This is a genomic window from Agrobacterium sp. SUL3 (assembly GCF_001263295.1).
Lineage (GTDB): Bacteria > Pseudomonadota > Alphaproteobacteria > Rhizobiales > Rhizobiaceae > Agrobacterium > Agrobacterium tomkonis.
In genome coordinates this window covers 1-19,781 of the sequence record NZ_KQ414514.1, presented here as the reverse complement: position 1 = coordinate 19,781, position 19,781 = coordinate 1, and the positions used below count along the sequence as shown (strand labels likewise).

General features: G+C 59.7%; 19 protein-coding genes. 6 read left to right on the top strand and 13 right to left on the bottom strand.

Features of this window, described 5'->3' with window-relative positions; translation table 11 throughout:
• Positions 1-2: 2 nt before the first annotated feature.
• From AKG12_RS22970 to AKG12_RS22960, 3 genes are all read right to left on the bottom strand, one after another.
• On the bottom strand, positions 3-1,559 hold the full coding sequence (locus AKG12_RS22970; protein ID WP_052820559.1) for a formate dehydrogenase beta subunit: 1,557 nt from the start codon (positions 1,557-1,559) through the stop codon (positions 3-5).
• Entirely contained in the window at positions 1,556-2,035 is a 480-nt protein-coding gene (locus AKG12_RS22965; RefSeq protein WP_046801244.1) for a formate dehydrogenase subunit gamma, read from the bottom strand. Before AKG12_RS22965 ends, AKG12_RS22970 begins: the two co-directional genes overlap by 4 nt.
• A 104-nt stretch (positions 2,036-2,139) precedes the next feature.
• Complete coding sequence (locus AKG12_RS22960; protein ID WP_052820558.1) at positions 2,140-3,075, bottom strand: LysR family transcriptional regulator; 936 nt, start codon at positions 3,073-3,075, stop codon at positions 2,140-2,142.
• A 190-nt stretch (positions 3,076-3,265) separates the two neighbouring features.
• Between AKG12_RS22960 and AKG12_RS22955 the strand changes: the two genes are divergently transcribed.
• From AKG12_RS22955 to AKG12_RS22940, 4 genes are all read left to right on the top strand, one after another.
• Positions 3,266-4,744, top strand: coding sequence for a helix-turn-helix transcriptional regulator (locus AKG12_RS22955; RefSeq protein WP_052820613.1), 1,479 nt, complete (start codon positions 3,266-3,268; stop codon positions 4,742-4,744).
• Positions 4,745-4,884: 140 nt separating this feature from the next.
• Positions 4,885-5,064, top strand: a complete 180-nt coding sequence (locus AKG12_RS22950) for a CsbD family protein (protein ID WP_046801242.1) — start codon at positions 4,885-4,887, stop codon at positions 5,062-5,064.
• 7 nt (positions 5,065-5,071) lie between these two features.
• Positions 5,072-5,419: a BON domain-containing protein gene (locus AKG12_RS22945; protein ID WP_080843082.1), complete on the top strand. Its 348-nt coding sequence runs from the start codon at positions 5,072-5,074 to the stop codon at positions 5,417-5,419.
• Complete coding sequence (locus AKG12_RS22940; protein ID WP_052820557.1) at positions 5,416-5,922, top strand: DUF992 domain-containing protein; 507 nt, start codon at positions 5,416-5,418, stop codon at positions 5,920-5,922. Before AKG12_RS22945 ends, AKG12_RS22940 begins: the two co-directional genes overlap by 4 nt.
• Before the next feature lie 65 nt (positions 5,923-5,987).
• On the opposite strand, the gene AKG12_RS22935 is transcribed toward AKG12_RS22940, so the two are convergent.
• Complete coding sequence (locus AKG12_RS22935) at positions 5,988-6,704, bottom strand: aspartate/glutamate racemase family protein (protein WP_052820556.1); 717 nt, start codon at positions 6,702-6,704, stop codon at positions 5,988-5,990.
• 22 nt (positions 6,705-6,726) lie between these two features.
• Complete coding sequence (locus AKG12_RS22930; RefSeq protein ID WP_046801239.1) at positions 6,727-7,356, bottom strand: flavin reductase family protein; 630 nt, start codon at positions 7,354-7,356, stop codon at positions 6,727-6,729.
• Positions 7,357-7,486: 130 nt separating this feature from the next.
• On the opposite strand from AKG12_RS22930, the gene AKG12_RS22925 reads away from it, so the two are divergent.
• Positions 7,487-8,164, top strand: coding sequence for a GntR family transcriptional regulator (locus tag AKG12_RS22925; RefSeq protein ID WP_052820555.1), 678 nt, complete (start codon positions 7,487-7,489; stop codon positions 8,162-8,164).
• Positions 8,165-8,173: 9 nt separating this feature from the next.
• On the opposite strand, the gene AKG12_RS22920 is transcribed toward AKG12_RS22925, so the two are convergent.
• The 7 genes from AKG12_RS22920 to AKG12_RS22890 all read right to left on the bottom strand — a co-directional run bounded on the left by AKG12_RS22920 (position 8,174) and on the right by AKG12_RS22890 (position 16,603).
• Positions 8,174-9,181: an ABC transporter ATP-binding protein gene (locus tag AKG12_RS22920; RefSeq protein WP_052820554.1), complete on the bottom strand. Its 1,008-nt coding sequence runs from the start codon at positions 9,179-9,181 to the stop codon at positions 8,174-8,176.
• Entirely contained in the window at positions 9,178-10,161 is a 984-nt protein-coding gene (locus AKG12_RS22915; RefSeq protein ID WP_046801236.1) for an ABC transporter ATP-binding protein, read from the bottom strand. The genes AKG12_RS22920 and AKG12_RS22915 overlap by 4 nt, the downstream gene beginning before the upstream one ends.
• Positions 10,154-11,647, bottom strand: a complete 1,494-nt coding sequence (locus tag AKG12_RS22910; protein ID WP_052820553.1) for an amidohydrolase family protein — start codon at positions 11,645-11,647, stop codon at positions 10,154-10,156. The genes AKG12_RS22915 and AKG12_RS22910 overlap by 8 nt, the downstream gene beginning before the upstream one ends.
• Positions 11,647-12,840, bottom strand: coding sequence for an amidohydrolase family protein (locus AKG12_RS22905; RefSeq protein WP_052820552.1), 1,194 nt, complete (start codon positions 12,838-12,840; stop codon positions 11,647-11,649). Before AKG12_RS22905 ends, AKG12_RS22910 begins: the two co-directional genes overlap by 1 nt.
• Positions 12,841-12,845: 5 nt before the next feature.
• Positions 12,846-13,793 (bottom strand): ABC transporter permease, encoded by a 948-nt coding sequence (locus tag AKG12_RS22900; protein ID WP_052820551.1) that lies wholly within the window; start codon positions 13,791-13,793, stop codon positions 12,846-12,848.
• Positions 13,794-13,811: 18 nt separating this feature from the next.
• Positions 13,812-14,780: an ABC transporter permease gene (locus AKG12_RS22895; RefSeq protein ID WP_046801232.1), complete on the bottom strand. Its 969-nt coding sequence runs from the start codon at positions 14,778-14,780 to the stop codon at positions 13,812-13,814.
• A gap of 257 nt (positions 14,781-15,037) precedes the next feature.
• Complete coding sequence (locus AKG12_RS22890) at positions 15,038-16,603, bottom strand: ABC transporter substrate-binding protein (protein WP_052820550.1); 1,566 nt, start codon at positions 16,601-16,603, stop codon at positions 15,038-15,040.
• A gap of 159 nt (positions 16,604-16,762) precedes the next feature.
• Here AKG12_RS22890 and AKG12_RS22885 point away from each other — a divergent pair, with 159 nt between their 5' ends.
• Positions 16,763-18,250 (top strand): amidohydrolase family protein, encoded by a 1,488-nt coding sequence (locus tag AKG12_RS22885; RefSeq protein WP_052820549.1) that lies wholly within the window; start codon positions 16,763-16,765, stop codon positions 18,248-18,250.
• A gap of 239 nt (positions 18,251-18,489) precedes the next feature.
• Here the strand turns inward: AKG12_RS22885 and AKG12_RS22880 are convergent, their stop codons facing one another.
• Positions 18,490-19,536: a porin gene (locus AKG12_RS22880; protein WP_052820548.1), complete on the bottom strand. Its 1,047-nt coding sequence runs from the start codon at positions 19,534-19,536 to the stop codon at positions 18,490-18,492.
• Between the last annotated feature and the right edge of the window lie 245 nt (positions 19,537-19,781).

Here is a 19,781-nt window from a genome sequence, read left to right as displayed (position 1 = left end):
TCTTACTCCGCAGCTTCAACGCGTGGGATGGGGGCAAAATCATCAGGGAAATGCCGGAGCGCGCTCATGACGGGATAGGGCGTGAAGCCGCCAAGCGCGCAAAGCGAACCGAATTTCATGGTTTCGCAGAGGTCTTCGAGGAGCGCGGTATTCTTCTCCCGCTCGATGCCGAGCGCGATCCTGTCGACGGTCTCGACACCACGCGTCGAGCCGATGCGGCAGGGCGTGCACTTGCCGCAGCTTTCAACCGCGCAGAATTCCAGCGCGAACCGCGCCTGATGCAGCATATCGGCAGTATCGTCGAACACCACGATGCCGGCATGGCCGATGAGGCCGCCAGCAGCGGTAAAGGCTTCGTAGTCGAAGATCGTGTCGAACAGCGAAACCGGGAAATAGGCGCCGAGCGGGCCACCCACCTGCACGGCCTTGACGGGCCGGCCGGTGATCGTGCCGCCACCGATATCGTTGACCAGTTGCCCGAGCGGCAGGCCGAAGGCGGTCTCGTAAAGCCCGCCATGCCGGATGTTTCCGGCAAGCTGGATGGGGATTGTGCCATGCGAACGGCCGACGCCGAAATCGCGGTAGAAAGCGGCACCCAGATCCATGATGACCGGAATGGATGCCAGCGAAATCACATTGTTAACGACGGTGGGTTTTCCGAACAGGCCCTGCAGGGCGGGTAGCGGCGGCTTGGCGCGCACGGTGCCGCGCTTGCCTTCCAGACTGTTGAGAAGCGATGTTTCCTCGCCGCAGACATAGGCGCCGGCACCCATACGCACTTCGAGATCGAAAGCCCGCCCGGAACCGAGGACGGAGGGGCCGATAATGCCTTCTCGGCGGGCGATGTCGATCGCCTGTTCCATGACCTTGATGGCGTGGGGATATTCCGAGCGGGTATAGATGAAGCCCTTCGTCGCACCGACGGCAAGGCCGGCAATCGCCATGCCTTCGATCAGCACGAAGGGATCGCCTTCCATGATCATGCGGTCGGCAAAGGTACCGCTATCGCCCTCGTCCGCATTGCAGACGATGTATTTCTGGTCCGCCCCGGCATCGGCAACGGTCTTCCATTTGATGCCCGTCGGGAAACCCGCACCTCCGCGTCCACGCAGGCCGCTTTCGGTCACCTGCGCAACGATGTCGAGCGGCGCCATGGCGACGGCTTTTTCGAGGCCTTTCATGCCCTGATAGGCGCGGTAATCCTCAAGCGACAATGGATCAGTCACGCCGCAGCGGGCAAATGTCAGACGCGTCTGGCTTTTCAGGAACGGGATGTCCTTGGTCGGCCCGAGACAGAGACGATGCTCGCCGCCGTTGAGAAAACCCGCATCGAAAAGCGAGGCAACGTCGCCGGCCTTGACCGGCCCGTAGGCGATGCGGCCATGGTCGGTGCGCACTTCGACCAGCACTTCCAGCCAGAGCATGCCGCGCGAACCGTTGCGGACAATATGGATATCAAGATTGCGGCTGGCCGCTTCCCGGGCGATGGCGTCGGCCACGCGGTTTGCGCCAACCGCAAGCGCGGCGGAATCGCCGGGAACAAAAACGGTGACACTCATCGGCGCGCCTCCGTCAGAATGTCGCCAAGACAGTCCTCGTCAAGGCGGGCATGGACTTCGCCGTCCAACATCAGGGCCGGCGCCTGCGCACAAAGCCCGAGACAGAAAACCGGTTCCAGGGTGACGGAACCGTCAGCGGCGGTTTCGTGCCAGTCAAGGCCGAGCCGGGACTTGATGGTGTCCGCCAGAGGCTCGCCACCCATCGACTGGCAAGCCTCGGCGCGACAGAGCTTCAAGACATGCCGGCCGGAAGGATGATCACGAAAATCGGGATAGAAGGTTACAACACCATGCACCTCCGCCCGCGACACGTTCAGTGCGGAGGCGATAATCTGCTTGGCGCTTTCCGGAATGTAGCCGAACTCTTCCTGAACCGCATGCAGGATGGGCAGCATCGGCCCTTCGAGGTGAAGAAAGTCGTCAATGACCGCGGAAACACGGGCCGCCTCATCTGCGGCAACCGCCTGAATATTCATAAGCCAGTCCTCCCAAACCGACAGGGGCAAGGATGGCGGGCAGGACATTTCTCAGCCCTTTCGCAACCCCTGCATTGGCGGCAAGAATGGCGAGACCGGCAGGATCAGGTCAATAAGGTGTTTCCGTCGCTCGATAGGGATTTCCTATCAAAAACCAGCTCCGCAGCGCGCTGCCGCGCCTCATGAAGAAGCGCGGAAACCAGTGGCGTGTGCGGTTCGCGGTAAGTCGCAATCAAGCCCACAAGATGCTCGGCATCGGGCTCGATAATCGGGATCATTTTTATCTGTTTTGGAAAACCGAATGATTCCGCTATGTTACGCGGCATTATTGAAGCCCATTGTCCGGTTCGAATATGGGAAAAAAGCACGATCATCGAATTGGATTCGAGCGTTGGCTTCACCTCTACACCCGCTTCCGCCATGTGCTTGTTGATGATACGGCGGTTCTGCATGTCCGAAGTCAATAGGCATAGCCTAAGATCGGCAACCTGCCTCCAGGTAACGCTTTCCTGATCGGCCAAAGGTGTTCCGGCCGCTGCAATCAGGTGATATCGCTCCGAATAAAGCGGCACCGTCGTCACCCGCCCCAGCGGCTCATTGTCTAAATAGGTGATTCCCGCGTCGATCTCGAGATTTTCGATCTGGCCCAAAACCTGAAGCGAGGTGCGTGACGTCACCGAAAAGGTCACGGCGGGATGGCGCGCCTGAAACGGCTCCGTCAATCGCGGCACCATGGCAAGCGCGGTGGGAATGACCGCAAGGCGGATATGGCCGGCCAGACCCTTGCGGGCGGCGCGCATTTCCTCGCGCATGGTGCGCGTATCGGCAACGATGCGGCGCGCCCATTCCAGGACGCGCTGGCCTTCAGGTGTCAGCCCCTGATAACGGGCGGCGCGCACCACCAGAACAACACCCAGCTGATCTTCCAGTTGGCGGATCGCCGCCGAGAGACTTGGCTGCGAAATGCCGCATTCCTCCGCTGCCCGCCCGAAATGCTCCGCGCGCGCCAATGCGATGAAAAATTCCAGCTTGTCGATCATGCGTCCTCCCATGACACGTGTCGCTGCGCGCGACAGCACGCAACCGGACACTAGTGCCTGACGGGCCTTGCCGCAAATCCGGTGGCAGCAGGAGACTGCCGGAGCGCGGAGACACAGGCTGGACTTCATTGCAACACTTGCCGCAACCATGCGTTATAACAGCGACAAGGATCAGGATAGCGGGGGAAGCATGGACGCGATCGCAGAGGTTCCGAAGATCAACCGGCTGGTATTGCAGAATCTGATCGCCGGGCTGAGCGACGGATTGATCCTGCTCGAAAAGGACGGAACGATTGCCTGGGCAAACAGCGCGGCACTTCGTATGCACCGGATCGAGGCGCTCGCGGATCTCGGAGAGGATGCCGCGGCCTACCGGCGAAATTTCACGCTTCGTTACCGCAACAACCATCTGCTCGAAGAGGGACAATATCCGCTCGAGCGTCTTCTGGCCGGCGATGATTTCGACGACGTGACGGTGGAAGTGTCACCGAGCGGCAATGAGGAGGAGTGCTGGGTCCACACGATGCGTGGTCTTGTTCTTGAGGACGCGGGCGCCAGGCCCGACGTCCTCGTCCTCATCATCCGGGATGAAACACCCCGTTTTGAGGCCGAAGCGCGCTTTGAAAGCGCCTTTAACGCCAATCCCGCCCCGGGCCTGATCTGCCGGCTGGAAGACGAGCGTTTCATCCGCGTCAATCAGGGCTTTCTTGAAATGACCGGCTTCACGCGTGAGGACATTATCGGTGTGAGCGTCCAGGAGCTTGGACTGTTTTCCGAATGCGACACCGGCGAGGACGCGCTGAAGCGGCTGCATGAAGGCAAGATCATCCGCCAGCGGGAGGCGCTTATCCCGATACCGGGAGGCGACAGGCTGGTTATCGTCGCCGGCGAAACCATCGCGGTTGCCGAAGAGCCCTGCATGCTCTTCACCTTCGCCGATCTTGACGGGCGCCGCAGAGCGCAGAACGCGCTGCGCCAGAGCGAGGAACGGTTCTTCAAATCTTTCCGCCTTTCGCCCGCACCCGCTGCCGTTTCGCGGCTGGAGGACTTCGTGCTGACTGAAGTCAACGACGCCTTCCTGCAATTATGTGGCCGCAAGGAGCCGGAGGTAGTGGGAAAAACCGCCGGCGAACTGCGGCTGTGGGAAGATGTGGCGGCACGCAGGGATATCGAGAAACGGCTGAAGGACAACATCCCCATCCGCAACGAAAACATGCGCATGAAGCTGAGCGATGGCGGCACAGCCGAATGCATCGTTTCCGCCGAACGCGCCGAGATCAACGACCAGCAATGCGTCATCTGGGCAATACAGGACGTGACCGAGCGCAGACGCTCGGAAAATGAACTGATCGAGGCAATCGAAAGCGTGATGACCGATACATCATGGTTCAGCAGAACCGTCGTCGAAAGGCTGGCGGGACTGCGCCAGAACGCGCGCAGCACGACGCCATCCGCATCGTTGAAGGACCTGACGGATCGCGAGGAGGAAATCCTGTCGCTGATCTGCGACGGGTGCAGCGACAGGGAAATGAGCGACAGGCTTCATCTTTCCAAGCACACCATCCGGAATCATATCGCGTCGCTTTATGGCAAGATCGGCGTGAACCGCCGTACCGCCGCGGTTATCTGGGCACGCGAACGGGGCTTTTCCGGCCGCAGGGAAAAATAGCGGCCTGCTTTTGCGAAAATAGGTCACTTTATACCAGTTCAACTAGTAGAAAATGCTCTGCTTCCGGCCAATGCGCCGCACTACCTTCCCATCATGCCGTTGTCAGCAGCGACATGATCCAACGGTGGAAGGAGTACATCATGGACAAAAACCGCATCGAAGGCATTGCCCGCCAGGCAAAGGGCACCATCAAGGAAGCAACCGGGAAAATCACCGGCAATGGGCGACTTGAGGCGGAAGGCAAGGCCGAAAAGGTTGCCGGCCACGCACAGGAGAAGCTCGGCCGGGCGAAAGACGCCATCACCAAAGCATTAAAGTGATCCATCGATGTTCAAGGCCGGAGGTTTCACGATGATGCTTTCATGGGCCGCAAACACGGCACCGGGCTGCAATCCACAGGAGATCAGCCTTTGCGCCGCGTTGCAGGCACTGATTGCCTATGCGGACGGGCAGGAAAACAGCTGCATCTCCGTCAGTTCCTCTGATGGGTGCATCGTCCTCACGGGCGAAGTTGAAACCCTCTCTGCCTTCGAACGTGCGGTCATCATTGCCGAGTGTTTCGCGTCACGACCCATCATCGCCGATCTGGCGATCCGCCAGCGGTCGTCGACCAGGCTGGACGCGGCCTCCCCGCATCTCCACCTCGCCAACAACAACAGGAGTGATAAACAATGAAGAAGTTCGTTCTCGCAACCGCCATCGCAACCCTGGCACTTGCCCCGCTCGCCTCGGCCGAAACCAGACACAACTCGAAACGCGCGCCTGAAGCCGTCCAGAAGGAACGTGTCGGCACCTTGTCCTGCGAAATCGCCGGCGGGGTCGGACTTGTGATCGGTTCCAGCAAAAACGTCGATTGCCAGTTTCGCCAGCGCTCCGGCAAAACCGAGCGCTACACAGGCACAATCGGCAAGCTCGGCCTCGATATCGGCGTGACGGGCAAGACCTATATGAGCTGGATCGTGTTCAATACCGCCGCAAGCCGCATCGGCGACGGTGCGCTTGGGGGTGAGTATGTCGGCGCTTCCGCTGCAGCCTCTGTCGGCATTGGTATTGGCGCAAACGCCCTGATCGGCGGCAATGCCAAGAATTTCGCACTTCAGCCGATCAGCGCCGAGGTTGGCACGGGTGTAAACATTGCAGCGGGCGTATCACGTCTGCAATTGAAGCACGCCCGCTAATTCAGGTCGCAAACAGCGCGGTTTCGGGCATCCAATTTGCCCGAAACCAGATGCCGTCTCCCGGCTCAGGCAACCAGCATGGCTTCCTTGATGCGTGGATAATCATAGGCATTGACCTTCGAAGTGCTGTAACCCGCTCCCACCAGCGCCTCGGCGAGTTTCACCGCTGCCGTAACCCCATCGATAACAGGCACGCCGGTTGCGTCGCGCAGCCTGTCGCACAGAGCCGACATGCCGGCGCATCCAAGGATGATCGCTTCCGCCGCGTCCTCCTTCTTGGCCGCTTCGATCTCGCGGATCAGCATCATTTCAGCGGCGAGAGGGTCTTCCTCGAGACCAAGCACCGGCAGATTGATGGCACGAACCTTGCGGCAATGCCGCTCCGCCCCATAGTTGCCGACAAGGTCCTCGATGATGGGGATCGAACGCGGCAGGGTGGTGATGATGGAAAATCGGCGGCTGATCGTCATGGCCACCTGCACGGCGGCCTGGCAGATGCCGATGACCGGCCCGCGCGCCACTTCGCGGGCAGCATGCAGCCCCGGATCGTCAAAGCAGGCGATGACATAGGCGTTAACGCCGAGCTGTTCACCCTTGCGGATCTCCTGCAGCAGGCCCGGAACAGCCAGCGCCTCATCCGCCCCGCCTTCGATACTGACGGGCGTATCGAGAGGATTTGCAGCGGAAATTTTCGTATCCACGTGTTTGACGCGCAAGGCGCTGTCGAGCGCCTGCGCCGTCATCGAGGCCGTAGAGTTGGGGTTGATCAAGCGAATATGCATCGGGGTAAGCCTTTCAAGACCTTCACGCGCCGTCTGGCTTGATGAAGTCGGTAATCGCCGGCGCCTTGAGGACGAACTGGCGGTCCGAAGTAATGTAATTGTCGGCGTGAAGGCGCGCGATCGGCTGATAGCGGTCCGGATCGACATAACGCCCCTCTTCATCGAGGCAATCCTTGTGCACATGCATGTGCACGACTTCGCCCAGAACCAGTGTGCGGCGCGGATAATCGATCAGACGCTCCACCCGGCACTCGAAAGCACAGGGCGATTCCGCCGCAAAGCTTGCATCGATCTTGCTGCAAGGGGTCGCGGTCAGCCGCGCCATGGAAAGCTCGTCCACCTCGCTGTCGAAACCGAGGCCGCAAACGAGCATCTGTTCCGACAGAGCCATATCGACCATGTTGATGACGAATTCGCCGGTTCGGCGAATATTGACCATCGTATCCTTCTCCTCCCCCGTCACACGCGGCTGAATACCGAGGACGACGATCGGCGGATCATGGGAGAAAACGTTGAAAAAGCTCATCGGCGCCGCGTTGTTGTGGCCGGCGGCCGAACGCGTCGTGACAAGCGCTATCGGCCGTGGACCGATAAAATTCGTCAGCAGACGATAACGGCTTTGTGGTTCGAGCGCGGTGAAGTCGAATTCCATGACAACTACCCTGTTTATGGTACACAATATTATTTCAGATTGTTGACAATCTTGCAACCAAAACTCTGTTGAAACGGTTGACTTTTTCCACCGCATCACGCTTCTCTACCCATAATGGAGAGTGAACCCGATGACCGAACAAAACGGCCAGTCCACGCAGCAAATTGTCGAGAAAGTCTGGCTGTCGATCGCTGAACGGCGGCTGCGCCCGGGCGTGCAGCTGAAGGAAGAGCAGCTCGCCACCATTTTCGGCGTCAGCCGCGCGCGCATCCGCCAGGCGCTTTCCGTGCTGGAGCGTGACGGGCTCGTCACCATCGTTCCCAATCGCGGCGCCTTCGTTTCCAAACCCTCGGTCGAAGAGGCAAGGGACGTGTTCTTCGTGCGCCGCACCGTGGAACAATGTGTCGTTGAGCGGCTGTGCAAATCCGCCACCAAGGCCGATCTGAAACGGCTTCGCGACCATGTCGAGAAGGAGCGCGTGGCCAATGCTCACAATATCACAACCGACATCATCAAGCTTTCCGGCGGCTTCCACCTGCTGCTTGCGGAAACGGTCGGTTCCGATTTCCTGTTCACCACCATGCGAGACCTCATTTCGCGTTCCTCCCTCATCACCGCTGTTTACCGCAACACGGACCGCTTCAACTGCGGGCCCGACGAACATGCGGAAATTGTCGACGCGATCGCCAATAACGACCCGGCGAGAGCCACGCATCTGATGACCCATCACCTGGAACATGTGGAAGCGGAGCTCGATCTCAGCGAAATCCGCGACCTTTCCCATGATCTGCGGGCTGCACTCGCCTGACCCTGCGGGTCAGGCGCGCTCCCGCTCCTGCGTCAGCACCTCTTCATCCTCCACCAGATGGCATGCAACGCGTGTGCCGACGGCAAGCGTGCGCACCTGCGGCACTTCCGCCGAACAGCGCGCCGTTGCAAGCGGGCAGCGCGGATGGAACGTGCACCCCGAGGGTGGCCTCAGCGGGCTTGGGACTTCGCCTGCCACCAGTTCCCGGTCGCGGCGCGGCGCCTCGATATTGGGAATGGTCTGCAACAAAAGCTGCGTATAGGGGTGACGCGGGCGGGCGAATAGCTCCTCCGTATCGCCCTCCTCCACGATGCGACCGAGATACATCACCGCGATACGGTCCGACATGTGGCGAACCACACTCATATCATGGCTGATGAAGAGATAAGTCAGTCCCAGCTCATCTTGAAGCCGCCGCATCAGGTTCAGTACCTGTGCCTGCACCGATACATCAAGTGCAGATGTCGGCTCGTCGCAGACGAGAAACTCCGGTTCGCTTGCCAGGGCGCGGGCAATCGAAATGCGCTGGCGCTGACCGCCGGAAAATTCATGCGGGAATTTCTCGCTATCGGAAGCGGAAAGGCCGACGGTTCGCAGCAGTTCCTCCACCCGCTCCATCGTCTCTGCACGGGTGGCGCGCAGTTTCAGCTCCCGGATCGGCTCTGCGATGATGTTCTTCACCCGCCAGCGCGGATTGAGCGAAGCATAGGGATCCTGAAAGATCATCTGCGCCGATAGCGGTGCATCCTTTCGCCCTTTGGCAAAGCGGAAGTCGCCGGCGCTTGGACGGAACAGCCCTGTCACCAGCCGCGCGACCGTGGACTTGCCGCAGCCGCTTTCGCCGACAATGCTGAGACAGCCACCGGCTGGCACCGTGAAGTCGATGTCGTTGACGGCCTGCACGAATTGACGGGGCTTGCGCTCGATGACGCGGTTGAGCCACGGGGCGGAAACATCGAAGGTCTTGGTCAGACCCTTCACCGTCAGTGCTGGTGTTTTTGTCACCGGGGTTTTCATGCTGTTCCTCCTGCATTCATCCAGCAGGCGCTTGCGCTGTCGCCCTGCGTTTCCAGTTCCGGGCGCTCGCGAAGACAGCGGGGGCCGGCAAAACCACAGCGCGGATTGAAGGCGCAGCCCGGGGGGATCGCATCGAGACGCGGCATCGCCCCGTCGATCTGGTTGAGCCGCTCCACGCGCGCGCCGAGCGAGGGGATGGAGGCCATCAGGCCCTGCGTATAGGGATGTTTCGGCGCATGCAGAACCTGCTCGACCGGCCCGACCTCGATCAGCCTGCCGGCATAAAGCACGGCAACGCGATCGGCGGCTTCGGCGATGACGCCCATATCATGCGTGACCAGCATGACGGCCGTCTGCTTCTCCTTGCACAGCCTGCGCAGCAGCGAGATGATCTGCGCCTGAATGGATACGTCAAGCGCCGTGGTCGGCTCATCGGCAATGATGAGCTTCGGCGAAGCCGCCAGCGCCAATGCGATGACGACACGCTGGCGCATGCCGCCGGAGAACTGATGCGGATAATGATCGACACGATCTTCCGGAGACGGAATGCCGACATCTTTCAAGAGTTGAACCGCCCGCCCCCGCGCTTCTTTCTTGGAGAGCGGCAGATGCTGGCGGATCGTTTCGAGCAGCTGCGCGCCAACCGTAAAGAGGGGATTGAGCGAGGTGAGCGGATCCTGAAAGATCGCACCGATCTCGCGGCCGCGAATGCTCTCCATCGCCCTGTCGTCCAACTTGTCAATACGCCGCGATCCCAGCCATATCTCACCTTCGGCGATGCGGCCGGGCTTTTCCAGCAAGCCCTGTATCGCAAGCCCGGTCATGGATTTTCCGGCACCGGATTCTCCCACCACACCGAGGATTTCGCCGGGGCGGATCGACAGGCTGACATCCGAAAGGGCCGTCACCGTGCCTCTTCGCCCCGGAAACTCGACTTTCAGATTGCGAACATCGATAACCGACTGGTTCATGTTATCCATTGGCGTCCACCTCCACCGGGTAGCTCGGGGGAAAGATTTCCGAAACGGGCGGATTGGCCCAGCTTCGTTCGGGATATTTCGCGATCAGCCCGTCGAACTGCGCCTGCGCCTGAACGCGGGCGCGCTCCATGTCGATATTCGCGACCTGCCTTGAGCGCATCGACAGCCGGCCATCAACGAAGACCGCACGCGTGATCTTGCCAGAGCCGCCGGTAATGATGGTCGTGATGGGATCGACGCTCGGAGCCATGACCGTATCATCGAGATCGAAGACCGCGATATCGGCGCGGGCACCCTTTGAGAGATGTCCGAGATCGGATCGGCCCAGCGCCCTTGCGCCACCGATCGTGGCGGCGTCGAACAGATCGGCCGAGCGAACCCTGTCGGGAACGCCGTCGCTGATGCGGCAGGTGATGAGCCCGACCAGAAGGTTCATCAGCATGTCGGCCGGTGCCGTGTCCGTGCCCATCGCGATGTTGATGCCACGCTGCCGGCACGACGAAAACGACGACAGCTTGCTGCCGCCTCTGGCCGACACCAGCGGACAGTGGACGATGGAAACGCCATTTTCAGCGTAAAGCGCCAGATCCTCGTCGGTCGCATTGGTGGCGTGCGGCGCGACAAGGCGCTCACTGAGCAAGCCCGCCTTGGCCAGCCACACGGGCGCCGTGGAGCCATGAAGGCTGCGGACGGTATCCACCTCCATCGTGCCCTGCGCCATATGCAGACGAAACTTGCAGCCAAGATCGCGAGCCGCCGCATCGGTTCTTTGCAACAGGGCGAGTGTCGATGTCTCGACCCGATCCGGTGCGAGCATGCCGCGCACGAGATCTCCATGGCGTCCGCTCTGTCTTTCGATGAAGGACACCGCATCCTTCAGCCCCTGAAAGCCGCGCTCTTCGTCAAAGACAGGCACCATGCGTCCCGGCTCTTCCAGCACCATGCCGCCGGAGCGGTATGCCGGGCTGAGATAGACGCGCAGGCCGAGTTCGCCGGCAGCATCGGCCGCAGCCTCGAATTCGGCGGCGGTTTCGCCCCATTGCCGGTAAAACAGGGAAGCGATGGGCGCTGCCGTGGTAATGCCGCTCAGAAGCAGCTGACCGAAAGCGAAACGCTTCTGGAAGGCCAGCTCCTCCCCGGAATACATCTCGTAGGGGCCCGCCTCGACATAGGATCGCGGCCAGACCCGGCCCTTGGCCCAGCCGGGATAGTGATCGATCCCCAGGATCGTCGTATCGAGATCAGAAAGCGCGTCGAGATCGATCAGGCCGGGGCTGATGAGGGCGTTGCCGAAATCGACGCGACGGGCGACCTCGCCTTCAAAGCCGTGCCCGACGAACAGAATCTCACCGTTCTCGAAGACCACCTCGCCGTTTTTCAAGAGCCGGTGCGATCCATCCTTGTGTCCGACAACCCAGCTTGCGGTAAGCAGCGTGTGACCGGACGGACGTTCGCCAAGTGCGAGAGATTGCAAGGCAGCGCTCATCACGGCGCCTCCACGATGGCTTTGCCGTTTCTGGCGGTGACGCGGCCGCCTTTGACGACGAGCGGCCGGGGCGCGATATCGACCACGGCATGGGCGAGCGTTTCGCCCGTAAGCAACGTGAAGTCTGCGGCGCAGCCTTCCTTGAGGCCATAATCGCCAAGCCCCATGACATCGGCGCCGCCCTGCGAGACCACATGCAGCACATGGGCAAGTTCTATATCCGACCGCAGGCCATTCTTCATGCCGATGATCTTTGCCCGGTCGAGCATATCCGGCTGGCCCCATGGCCCCCAGGTATCACGAATGCCATCGCAACCGCCGCCGACGCGCACACCCGCCTCCTTCAGGCGCATGATCGACGGCACGTTTGCCGAAGGCGCACCTGTCGTCAGGATCGCCACGTCGAGCTTTGCAATCTCTTCGATCAGCTTGCCGACCCGCAGGTAATCATTCATTCCAAGCGCAAAGGCATGGCTGATCGCGACCTTGCCTTGCATGCCATTGGCCCGGATACGCTCGAATATCAGCTCCATGGTGAAGGCACCGAGATCGGCGGCCTCATGCAGATGGATGTCGATCGGCACGCCGTGCTTGACCGCAAGCGCAAAGAGAATATCCAGCTGGCCTTTCGGATCGCGGTCAATGCCGCAGGGATCGATACCGCCAAGCACTTCGCAGCCCTGTTTCAAGGCTTCGTCCAGAAGCTCCACGGTGCCTGGCATGACCATGACGCCGGATTGCGGAAAGGCGACGACTTCGATGTCGATGATGCCCTTCAGCTTCTCGCGGGTCTCCCAGATACCTTCGACGAGCGTCAGGCCATGGGTCGGGTCGATATCCACGTGGCTGCGAATATGCGTGCCGCCATTCGCCGCAAGGCCGATGGCGTGGCGCATGGACTGGCGGTGCGGATCGATGCCGATCTGTGTCCGGTTGTCGCGTTCAAAGTCGATCCGCTGGCGCAGGATCGCCGCGCGATTATTAACATGCCAGGGCATGCCCCATGTCGTCTTGTCGAGATGGGTATGGGCATCGATAAGGCCGGGAACGGCAATCGCGCCATTCCCCTCCTCTACCGGCATGCCCGGATCGGCCTCGAATTTTCCGAAACCGGCTATCTTTCCCTGCCTGATCAGAACGTCGCAGGTATCGCCCGCCATGGGCCTGATGTTGCGGAGCAGAAGATCATGCATGGAACTCACCTCAGTTTCGGATTGAGCGCATCGCGCAGCCAGTCACCCAGAAGGTTGACGGTGACGACGAGCAGACAGAGCTGGAAAACGGGAAACAATACGATCCACCACGAACCCGAGAACAGGAACTGATTGCCGATGCGGATCAGCGTTCCGAGTGAAGGCTGGCTGGGCGGCATGCCGATGCCAAGGAAGGACAGCGTCGCTTCAGTCAGGATCGCCATGCCGAAATTGAGCGTGGCGGCAACCATGATCGGTGTGAGCGTGTTGGGCAGGATATGGTTTGCCATGATACGGCGGGCGGGAACGCCGATGAGCTTGGCCGCCTGTACATAATCCTTGCCGGTTTCGACGATGGCCTGGGCGCGCACGGTGCGCGCATATTGCACCCAGGCGGAAAGGGCGATGGCGAAAATGAGCACGGCGGATGCGCCCACCTCACGCAGACTGTCCGGCAACATCTGCCGCACGACCGTCGAGACGAGGATGGCAACCAGAATTGTCGGGATGGAGAGCGTGATGTCGCCGATCCGCATCAGGAGATTGTCGGCAAAGCCACCGAAGTAACCGGCAATCAATCCCGCGGTCATGCCGATGACAAGCGACAGCGCAACGGAAGCGACACCGATGACGATCGATATGCGCGTGCCGTAAAGAATGGCGGAGAGCATGTCCCGCCCCTGCGTATCGGTGCCGAGCAGATAGGGCCATTCGCCGCCCTCCTGCCAAACCGGCGGCAGCTCGGCCTTCCACATGTCCAGCGAAGCGCCGTCATAGGGGTTCTGGGGCGCGATCAACGGCGCGAATATGGCAGCAAGGATCAGGATTGCGAGGACCAGCGCACTGATCTTCGCCGATTTGCTGCGACTGAAGGACCAGTAGAGATCGCTGTCGCGCAGGCGGCTGAAAAGCGACCGGCGGGCGGGTTTTGCCATTTGTGGAAGGTCTGTCATGAAACCGGCTCCCTTCGGTTAACGCGCGGTGCGCAGACGCGGATCGATCACCGCATAGGCAATGTCGACGAACGTGTTGAGAACAACGAAGATGAAGGAAATGATGCAGAGATAGGCCGCCATGACGGGAATATCGAGAAACGTCACCGCCTGTATGAACAGCATGCCCATGCCCGGCCACTGGAACACCGTTTCCGTAATCAGTGCAAAGGCGATGAGCGAGCCGACATTCATCGTCGTCAGCGTCACGACAGGCATGAGACAGTTGCGAAGCGCATGGCGGAAATAGATGCGCCAGCGGGGAATGCCGCGGGCACGCGCGAATTTCACGAAATCGGATCGCAGCACCTCCAGCATCTCGGCGCGAACCAGACGCATGACGAGCGTGATCTGATAAAGCGAAAGCGCAATGGCCGGCAAAATGATGGCCGCACGACCGGAGGAGGTCAGCAACCCGGTAGACCACCAGCCGATCTGCACCACATCTCCGCGACCGAAGGCCGGCGCCCAGCCGAGCGACACCGAAAAGACGAGAATGAGCAGGATGCCGACGACGAAACTTGGCAGGGAAACGCCGACGATCGACAGGAATTGCAGACCCTCCGTATACCATTTGCCACGCCTGATCGCCGTCAGCACCCCGAGCGGCAGGCCGACGACCAGCGACAGGACGGTGGCGACAAGAACAAGCTCCAGCGTTGCCGGAAACCTCTCCGCTATCAGCGGCAGCACCTGCTGGCCGTTGCGATAGGAAACGCCGAAATTGCCTTCTGCCGCATCTTTGACAAACCGCAGATATTGCGTCGGCAGACTGTCATTGAGGCCGAGGCGCTCACGCAGGGCCGCCCGATCCTCCTGCGAGGTCTGTTCGCCGACCATCAGTTCAACGGGATCACCCGCGAGCCGGAAAATGAGAAATGCGATAAGCGCGACGGAAAGCATGACGAGCACGGCATTTCCCAAACGCTTGATGATGAAAACCAGCATGGTTACCTCTCGGATCAGAACCCGCGCCACAAGGCCTGTCAGGTTCGACCATTCTCTTGCAGAGACAGGGCAGAGCTTTCGCAACGATGCGATGCCTCGCGCATGAGCCTGTCACATTGTCGACAATTGCACCGGCGGAGGATCGCATTTCGGCCTTCCCTGTCCCTGGGGATCACGGTTTGAACGGCTGAGGCGACTGCGCCGGAAAAGCTGGAAAGGCGTTCGGCGACTGGCCGACGCCCTTCCTGCATCCTGCATTATTTGTCGAGCTGTGTCAGCCAGTGACGCGGCTTGTTATCGGCACGGAAATCGACGCTCTTGACCTTTCCGAGCATGGCCCAAGCAATGGGCTGCTGATGCAGCGGAACAAGCATGGTTTCATCCTTGGCGATCTTCAATGCAGCTTCTTCAAGCGCCAGACGTTTGGTGTTGTCCTGCTCCTGCGCCGCCTGATCGACCAGCTTGTCGATTTCGGGGTTCGACCAGCCGCCATAATTGGAGACACCCATCGCACCCTTGCGGGTCGACAGTATCTGCGACAGGAACGAGAAGGCATCGAGCGTCGGCTCGTTCGCCCAGCTGAGGTTGAAGACATCCGCCTTGCCGCCATTGCGCTTGGGCGACTGCACGGAGCGCGGGGCAATGTCGATCGTCGGCTGGAAACCGCCGCGCTTCAGCATGTTGGCGACACCGGAGCAGATATCTTCCTCATTGATGCTTTCGTCGTTCATGCAGGTATAGGTGAAAGCAAGGTTCTTCATGCCTGCATCGGCAAGCAGCTTTTGTGCTTTTGCCGGATCGGCGGGTTCATAGGTATCGAGCGACTTGGCATAACCGGCGATTTCAGGCGCGATGAGCGAGCCGGAAGGTCTTGCAAGGCCGCGCATGACCTTCTTGTTGATGAGATCGCGATCAAGCGAGGCCTCGAATGCCTGACGCACACGCAGGTCATTAAACGGGTTGGGCTTGCCGTCTTCCAGCTTCTCGCGACGGTTGAAACCGATGAACAGCGTGCGCAGTTCGGTGCGCTTCTTCACCGTGATATTGGCCGAGGTTTCGAGCCGCGGCAAATCCTGGATCGGCGCGGAATCGATCAGGTCGATTTCGCCGGAAAGCAGCGCTGCAACACGGGTCGCGGCAGAGGCGATCGGTACAAATTCAATACGGTCGAGATTGTGCTTCTTCTGATCCCACCAGCCATCATTGGCGACGAGAACCGTCTTGCTATCGGGCACACGGCTTTCGAGCCTGAACGGCCCGGTGCCATTGGTGTGCATCGTCGTATAACCGTCGACCTTGGAGGCAAAATCGGTCGGCTTCTCGCTATTGTTATCCTTCAACCACTTGGCATTGAAGATGAAGATATTGGTAATGTCGTTCAGGAAAAGCGAGGTCGGCGCGGTGACGTCGAGATCGACAGTGTAGTCATCGACCTTCTTCACGCCGGCAAAGACCGGAATATTGCCGCGCAATGGCGAGGTGGCATCGGAAGCGCGCGTGAAGGACGCAACAACATCGTCAGCGGTGAAATCCGAGCCGTCATGGAACTTCACACCCTTGCGCAGGGTGAAACGCCAGGTCTTTCCATCAACGAGCTTCCACTCCGTCGCCAGCGCCGGCTCGATCTTGAAGTCCGGCCCGTAACGGACGAGCCCTTCATAGATGTGATTGAGGAACGCAAGGTTGGAGGTGGAAGGCACCGAATACGGATCGAGCGAATAAAGATCGGCGCGGCTACCCCAGCGTAGGGTCTCTGCGCTTGCGGGAGCGGCAATGGCGGCGGCGGCCATGGCGGCCAGGACAAAACTTCTAATTCGGGACATTTGATCCCCCCTTTTTATAGGTCGTTGGAAAGCCGGCTGGCGGCTGAGCAAGGGGAGTATTGTTTTGCACGGGCTTATTGTCAATAATATTGTTGACAATTATCGTATTCAAAATTGTGAAATTCTGGATACCGACTGCAAACATATGGGAGAAGGCGAATGGGAAATTATCTGCTGCTGCATGGCACGATCGTCACCGTGGATCGCGAAAGACGGATTATCGAGGATGGCGGCCTTGCCATTCAGGATGATCGTATCGTTGACATCGGCCCGGCCGGGGAACTCGCTTCACGCCACCCCGGCAAGCAGATCATAGACTGCCGGGGCAAACTCATCATTCCCGGCCTGATCGATGCGCATGGCCATGCCGGGCATGCGCTCATCCGCAGCATTGCCGCCGATACCAATGCCATGTGGATGAAGGTCGTGACACCGACCTATTATCACTACGTCACCCGCGATTACTGGTACGCCGACGGCCTGGTCTCCGGCATCGAGCGGTTACGCGCCGGCGTGACGACCGGCGCCAGCATCATCACCTCGATGCCGCGCGCCGACGATCCCCTCTTCGCTATCAACCATGCACGCGCCTATGAGGAGATCGGCCTTCGCGAAATCATCTGTGTCGGCCCTTCCGGCCTGCCATGGCCGCACCCCGTCACCCGATGGGAAAGCGGTTCGCCGGAGCGCCGTCATATCAGCTTCGAAGAGATGATCGAAGGCAGCGAGGCAACCATCGAGGCCCTGAACGGCACGGCGGATGGCCGCATCAGCGTTTTCCTCACACCTTTCACCATCGTTCCGTCAGTGGAGCCCTCCAATGCCTCGACACCCGATCAGTCGGTGAAACTGACGGAAAATGACCGGATGCAGGCGCGCCGGATCCGCGAAACGGCACGAAAGACCGGCGTCAGGCTACATTCGGACGCTTTTGCAGGCCAGATTCGCATGGCGTTTCAGGACAAGGAAAATGCGCTGCTTGGCCCAGATATCCATCTTCAGCATTGCTGGGGCATCTCGCATGACGAGATCGACATTCTGGCCGAAACGGGAACTCGCGTTACCCACGCCCCGCCCGGTCGGGCGACGCCAATCATGGAAATGATGTCGAAAGGCATTCGCGTTGCCATCACCACCGACGGCGCGGCCCCCAGCCGCCATTTCGACATGTTGCAGACGGCGCGTCTGGCGCAATTCACCCAGCACCTGCTGCACAACCATGATCGTTACCTGCTGCCGCCCGGCAAGATATTCGAAATGATCACCATCGACGCCGCGCATGCCATCGGCATGGAAAACGAGATCGGCTCGCTGGAAATCGGCAAAAAGGCCGATGTCGTCGTCATCGACATGCGCAAACCGCATCTGATGCCGATGTGGATGCCGGTGCACCGGCTGGTGCATCAGGTGCTGGGCAGCGATGTCGATACCGTTTTCGTGGATGGCCGGATGTTGATGGAAAACGGCCGGGTTCTGACAACCGACGTGGATGCCGCGCTTAACTTCGGCCAGGAAGAAGCGCTGGCCCTCGCCGCCCGCGCCGGTCTTGAAGCGCATATGCACGACCCGGGTTGGGGCCGTCTGCTGCGGACCTTCGAAGAACCTGTCCACCCTCCCCAGCCACCGGAGCCGGCGCTCAGCCGATAACAGGATAACGCCATCTGGAAGACCTGCGATGCATCACACGCTCGCAGCTGCCTGCGATAGCATTGTTGACAAAACCGCGTGCGATATTTCGTCAACGCAAAAACTCCCCGGCCTGGAGGGTCCGGGGAGCAAACCTGACGTCATGTCAGGAACTTTGACTGGAGCTAGCACTCACCCGTCCGAGAACGGGGTGGATCTGAGTTATCTAACCAGATTATGCTTTTTGCTTATGCAGGCTATTAGAACGAACGCTGCAGGCGAACGAAACCGGTCCACTGCTCAGGACGGTTATCGATGTCGAGGTAGTTTGCAGTGAGCTTCGTGGTCAGGCCATCGGTGATCTTGTAGTCAACCGTCAGACCAGCCTTCCAGGCGTCGTTGTTGGAGAATTCGTCCCAGGAAACGAGACCATAGCTGCCGTAGTACTGGAAGCCGGGGGTGATCTTCAGCTTGTCGGTTGCCTTGATGGCGTATTCAGCAGCAACTGCCCACTCGGAGACGTTGTAGTAAGCGTTTGCGCCGGAAGCCCAAACACCAGACAGGCCAAGCGTGCCCGGACCAACACCAGCCGTTGCGATCAGGCGTACAGAGCCGTTTTCACGGTCGGTATCGTAGCCGCCGATGAGCTGCAGAGTTACGCTGTCGAACTTTGCGCCAACGCCGAGCGCGACGCCAACATTGTTGTCACGCTCGTTGTACGAGCCAACTGTGACGCCTTCGAGTTCGTCAACCGAAGCGCCTGCCCAGAAGGAACCAGCGTCGTAGGTGTAACGAATGGAGTTGAACAGAGCGTTGGAAGCCAGTTCGTCCGTTTCGCCAGAAAGGCTATCGTCCCACCAGCTGTAGAACTTACCGACCTTCAGGCCGCCGAGTTCGATGAAAGCCTGGTCAACGAAAACTGCAGAACCCTTGTCGCCCGAGCCAGACGTGGTGGACGCAGCTGCAGAACCCGTGTCAGCATTGCCACGGAGGCCAATGAAGCCACGCAGGGCACCGAGTTCGGTGTCGGTGCGGGTGTCAATTTCGAACTGGGCGCGGGTGAACGAATCCCAGTCAGAGGTGCCGGTCTTGTCACGACCGAAGTCGGTCTGGAACCGGACATAACCCTGAAACTTCAGGCAGGTTTCGGTGCCGGGGATGTAGAAGAAGCCGGTGCCGAAAGCGTCGCAAACGCGAACGTATTCCATGGCTTCCGGCTCGGCAGCGACGATAGCGTCAGCGGCCTGTGCGCCGGATACTGCTGCGAGAGCGGCAGCGGAGCCGATAAGAAGGCTCTTGATGTTCATTTTTAATCTCCAGTCAAAAATTTTTCAACGAATGCGCAAATTTGAGGGCTGGTCTTTTCCCTGCCGCCCGCTTCCCTGCGCTGATTCAGCAAATGACAGAAAGTGCGGGGGACTCGCAATTTAAATCGGCGGATTACAAATACAATAAAAGTACACAGACGTATTAAGTAGTAAAATTACAACAAATCAATAGTTTAAAATATAATAATTTCATTTTTTATTTTCAAATAAAAGAATTTATTACT

Coding starts and splice junctions, on each gene's coding strand:
- AKG12_RS22965 (WP_046801244.1), bottom strand. CDS start 2,035: ATGAATATTCAGGCGGTTGCCGCAGATGAGGCGGCCCGTGTTTCCGCG.
- AKG12_RS22950 (WP_046801242.1), top strand. CDS start 4,885: ATGGACAAAAACCGCATCGAAGGCATTGCCCGCCAGGCAAAGGGCACC.
- AKG12_RS22915 (WP_046801236.1), bottom strand. CDS start 10,161: ATGGATAACATGAACCAGTCGGTTATCGATGTTCGCAATCTGAAAGTC.
- AKG12_RS22920 (WP_052820554.1), bottom strand. CDS start 9,181: ATGAAAACCCCGGTGACAAAAACACCAGCACTGACGGTGAAGGGTCTG.
- AKG12_RS22895 (WP_046801232.1), bottom strand. CDS start 14,780: ATGCTGGTTTTCATCATCAAGCGTTTGGGAAATGCCGTGCTCGTCATG.
- AKG12_RS22970 (WP_052820559.1), bottom strand. CDS start 1,559: ATGAGTGTCACCGTTTTTGTTCCCGGCGATTCCGCCGCGCTTGCGGTT.
- AKG12_RS22885 (WP_052820549.1), top strand. CDS start 16,763: ATGGGAAATTATCTGCTGCTGCATGGCACGATCGTCACCGTGGATCGC.
- AKG12_RS22960 (WP_052820558.1), bottom strand. CDS start 3,075: ATGATCGACAAGCTGGAATTTTTCATCGCATTGGCGCGCGCGGAGCAT.
- AKG12_RS22955 (WP_052820613.1), top strand. CDS start 3,266: ATGGACGCGATCGCAGAGGTTCCGAAGATCAACCGGCTGGTATTGCAG.
- AKG12_RS22890 (WP_052820550.1), bottom strand. CDS start 16,603: ATGTCCCGAATTAGAAGTTTTGTCCTGGCCGCCATGGCCGCCGCCGCC.
- AKG12_RS22935 (WP_052820556.1), bottom strand. CDS start 6,704: ATGCATATTCGCTTGATCAACCCCAACTCTACGGCCTCGATGACGGCG.
- AKG12_RS22925 (WP_052820555.1), top strand. CDS start 7,487: ATGACCGAACAAAACGGCCAGTCCACGCAGCAAATTGTCGAGAAAGTC.
- AKG12_RS22880 (WP_052820548.1), bottom strand. CDS start 19,536: ATGAACATCAAGAGCCTTCTTATCGGCTCCGCTGCCGCTCTCGCAGCA.
- AKG12_RS22905 (WP_052820552.1), bottom strand. CDS start 12,840: ATGCATGATCTTCTGCTCCGCAACATCAGGCCCATGGCGGGCGATACC.
- AKG12_RS22910 (WP_052820553.1), bottom strand. CDS start 11,647: ATGAGCGCTGCCTTGCAATCTCTCGCACTTGGCGAACGTCCGTCCGGT.
- AKG12_RS22930 (WP_046801239.1), bottom strand. CDS start 7,356: ATGGAATTCGACTTCACCGCGCTCGAACCACAAAGCCGTTATCGTCTG.
- AKG12_RS22945 (WP_080843082.1), top strand. CDS start 5,072: ATGTTCAAGGCCGGAGGTTTCACGATGATGCTTTCATGGGCCGCAAAC.
- AKG12_RS22900 (WP_052820551.1), bottom strand. CDS start 13,793: ATGACAGACCTTCCACAAATGGCAAAACCCGCCCGCCGGTCGCTTTTC.
- AKG12_RS22940 (WP_052820557.1), top strand. CDS start 5,416: ATGAAGAAGTTCGTTCTCGCAACCGCCATCGCAACCCTGGCACTTGCC.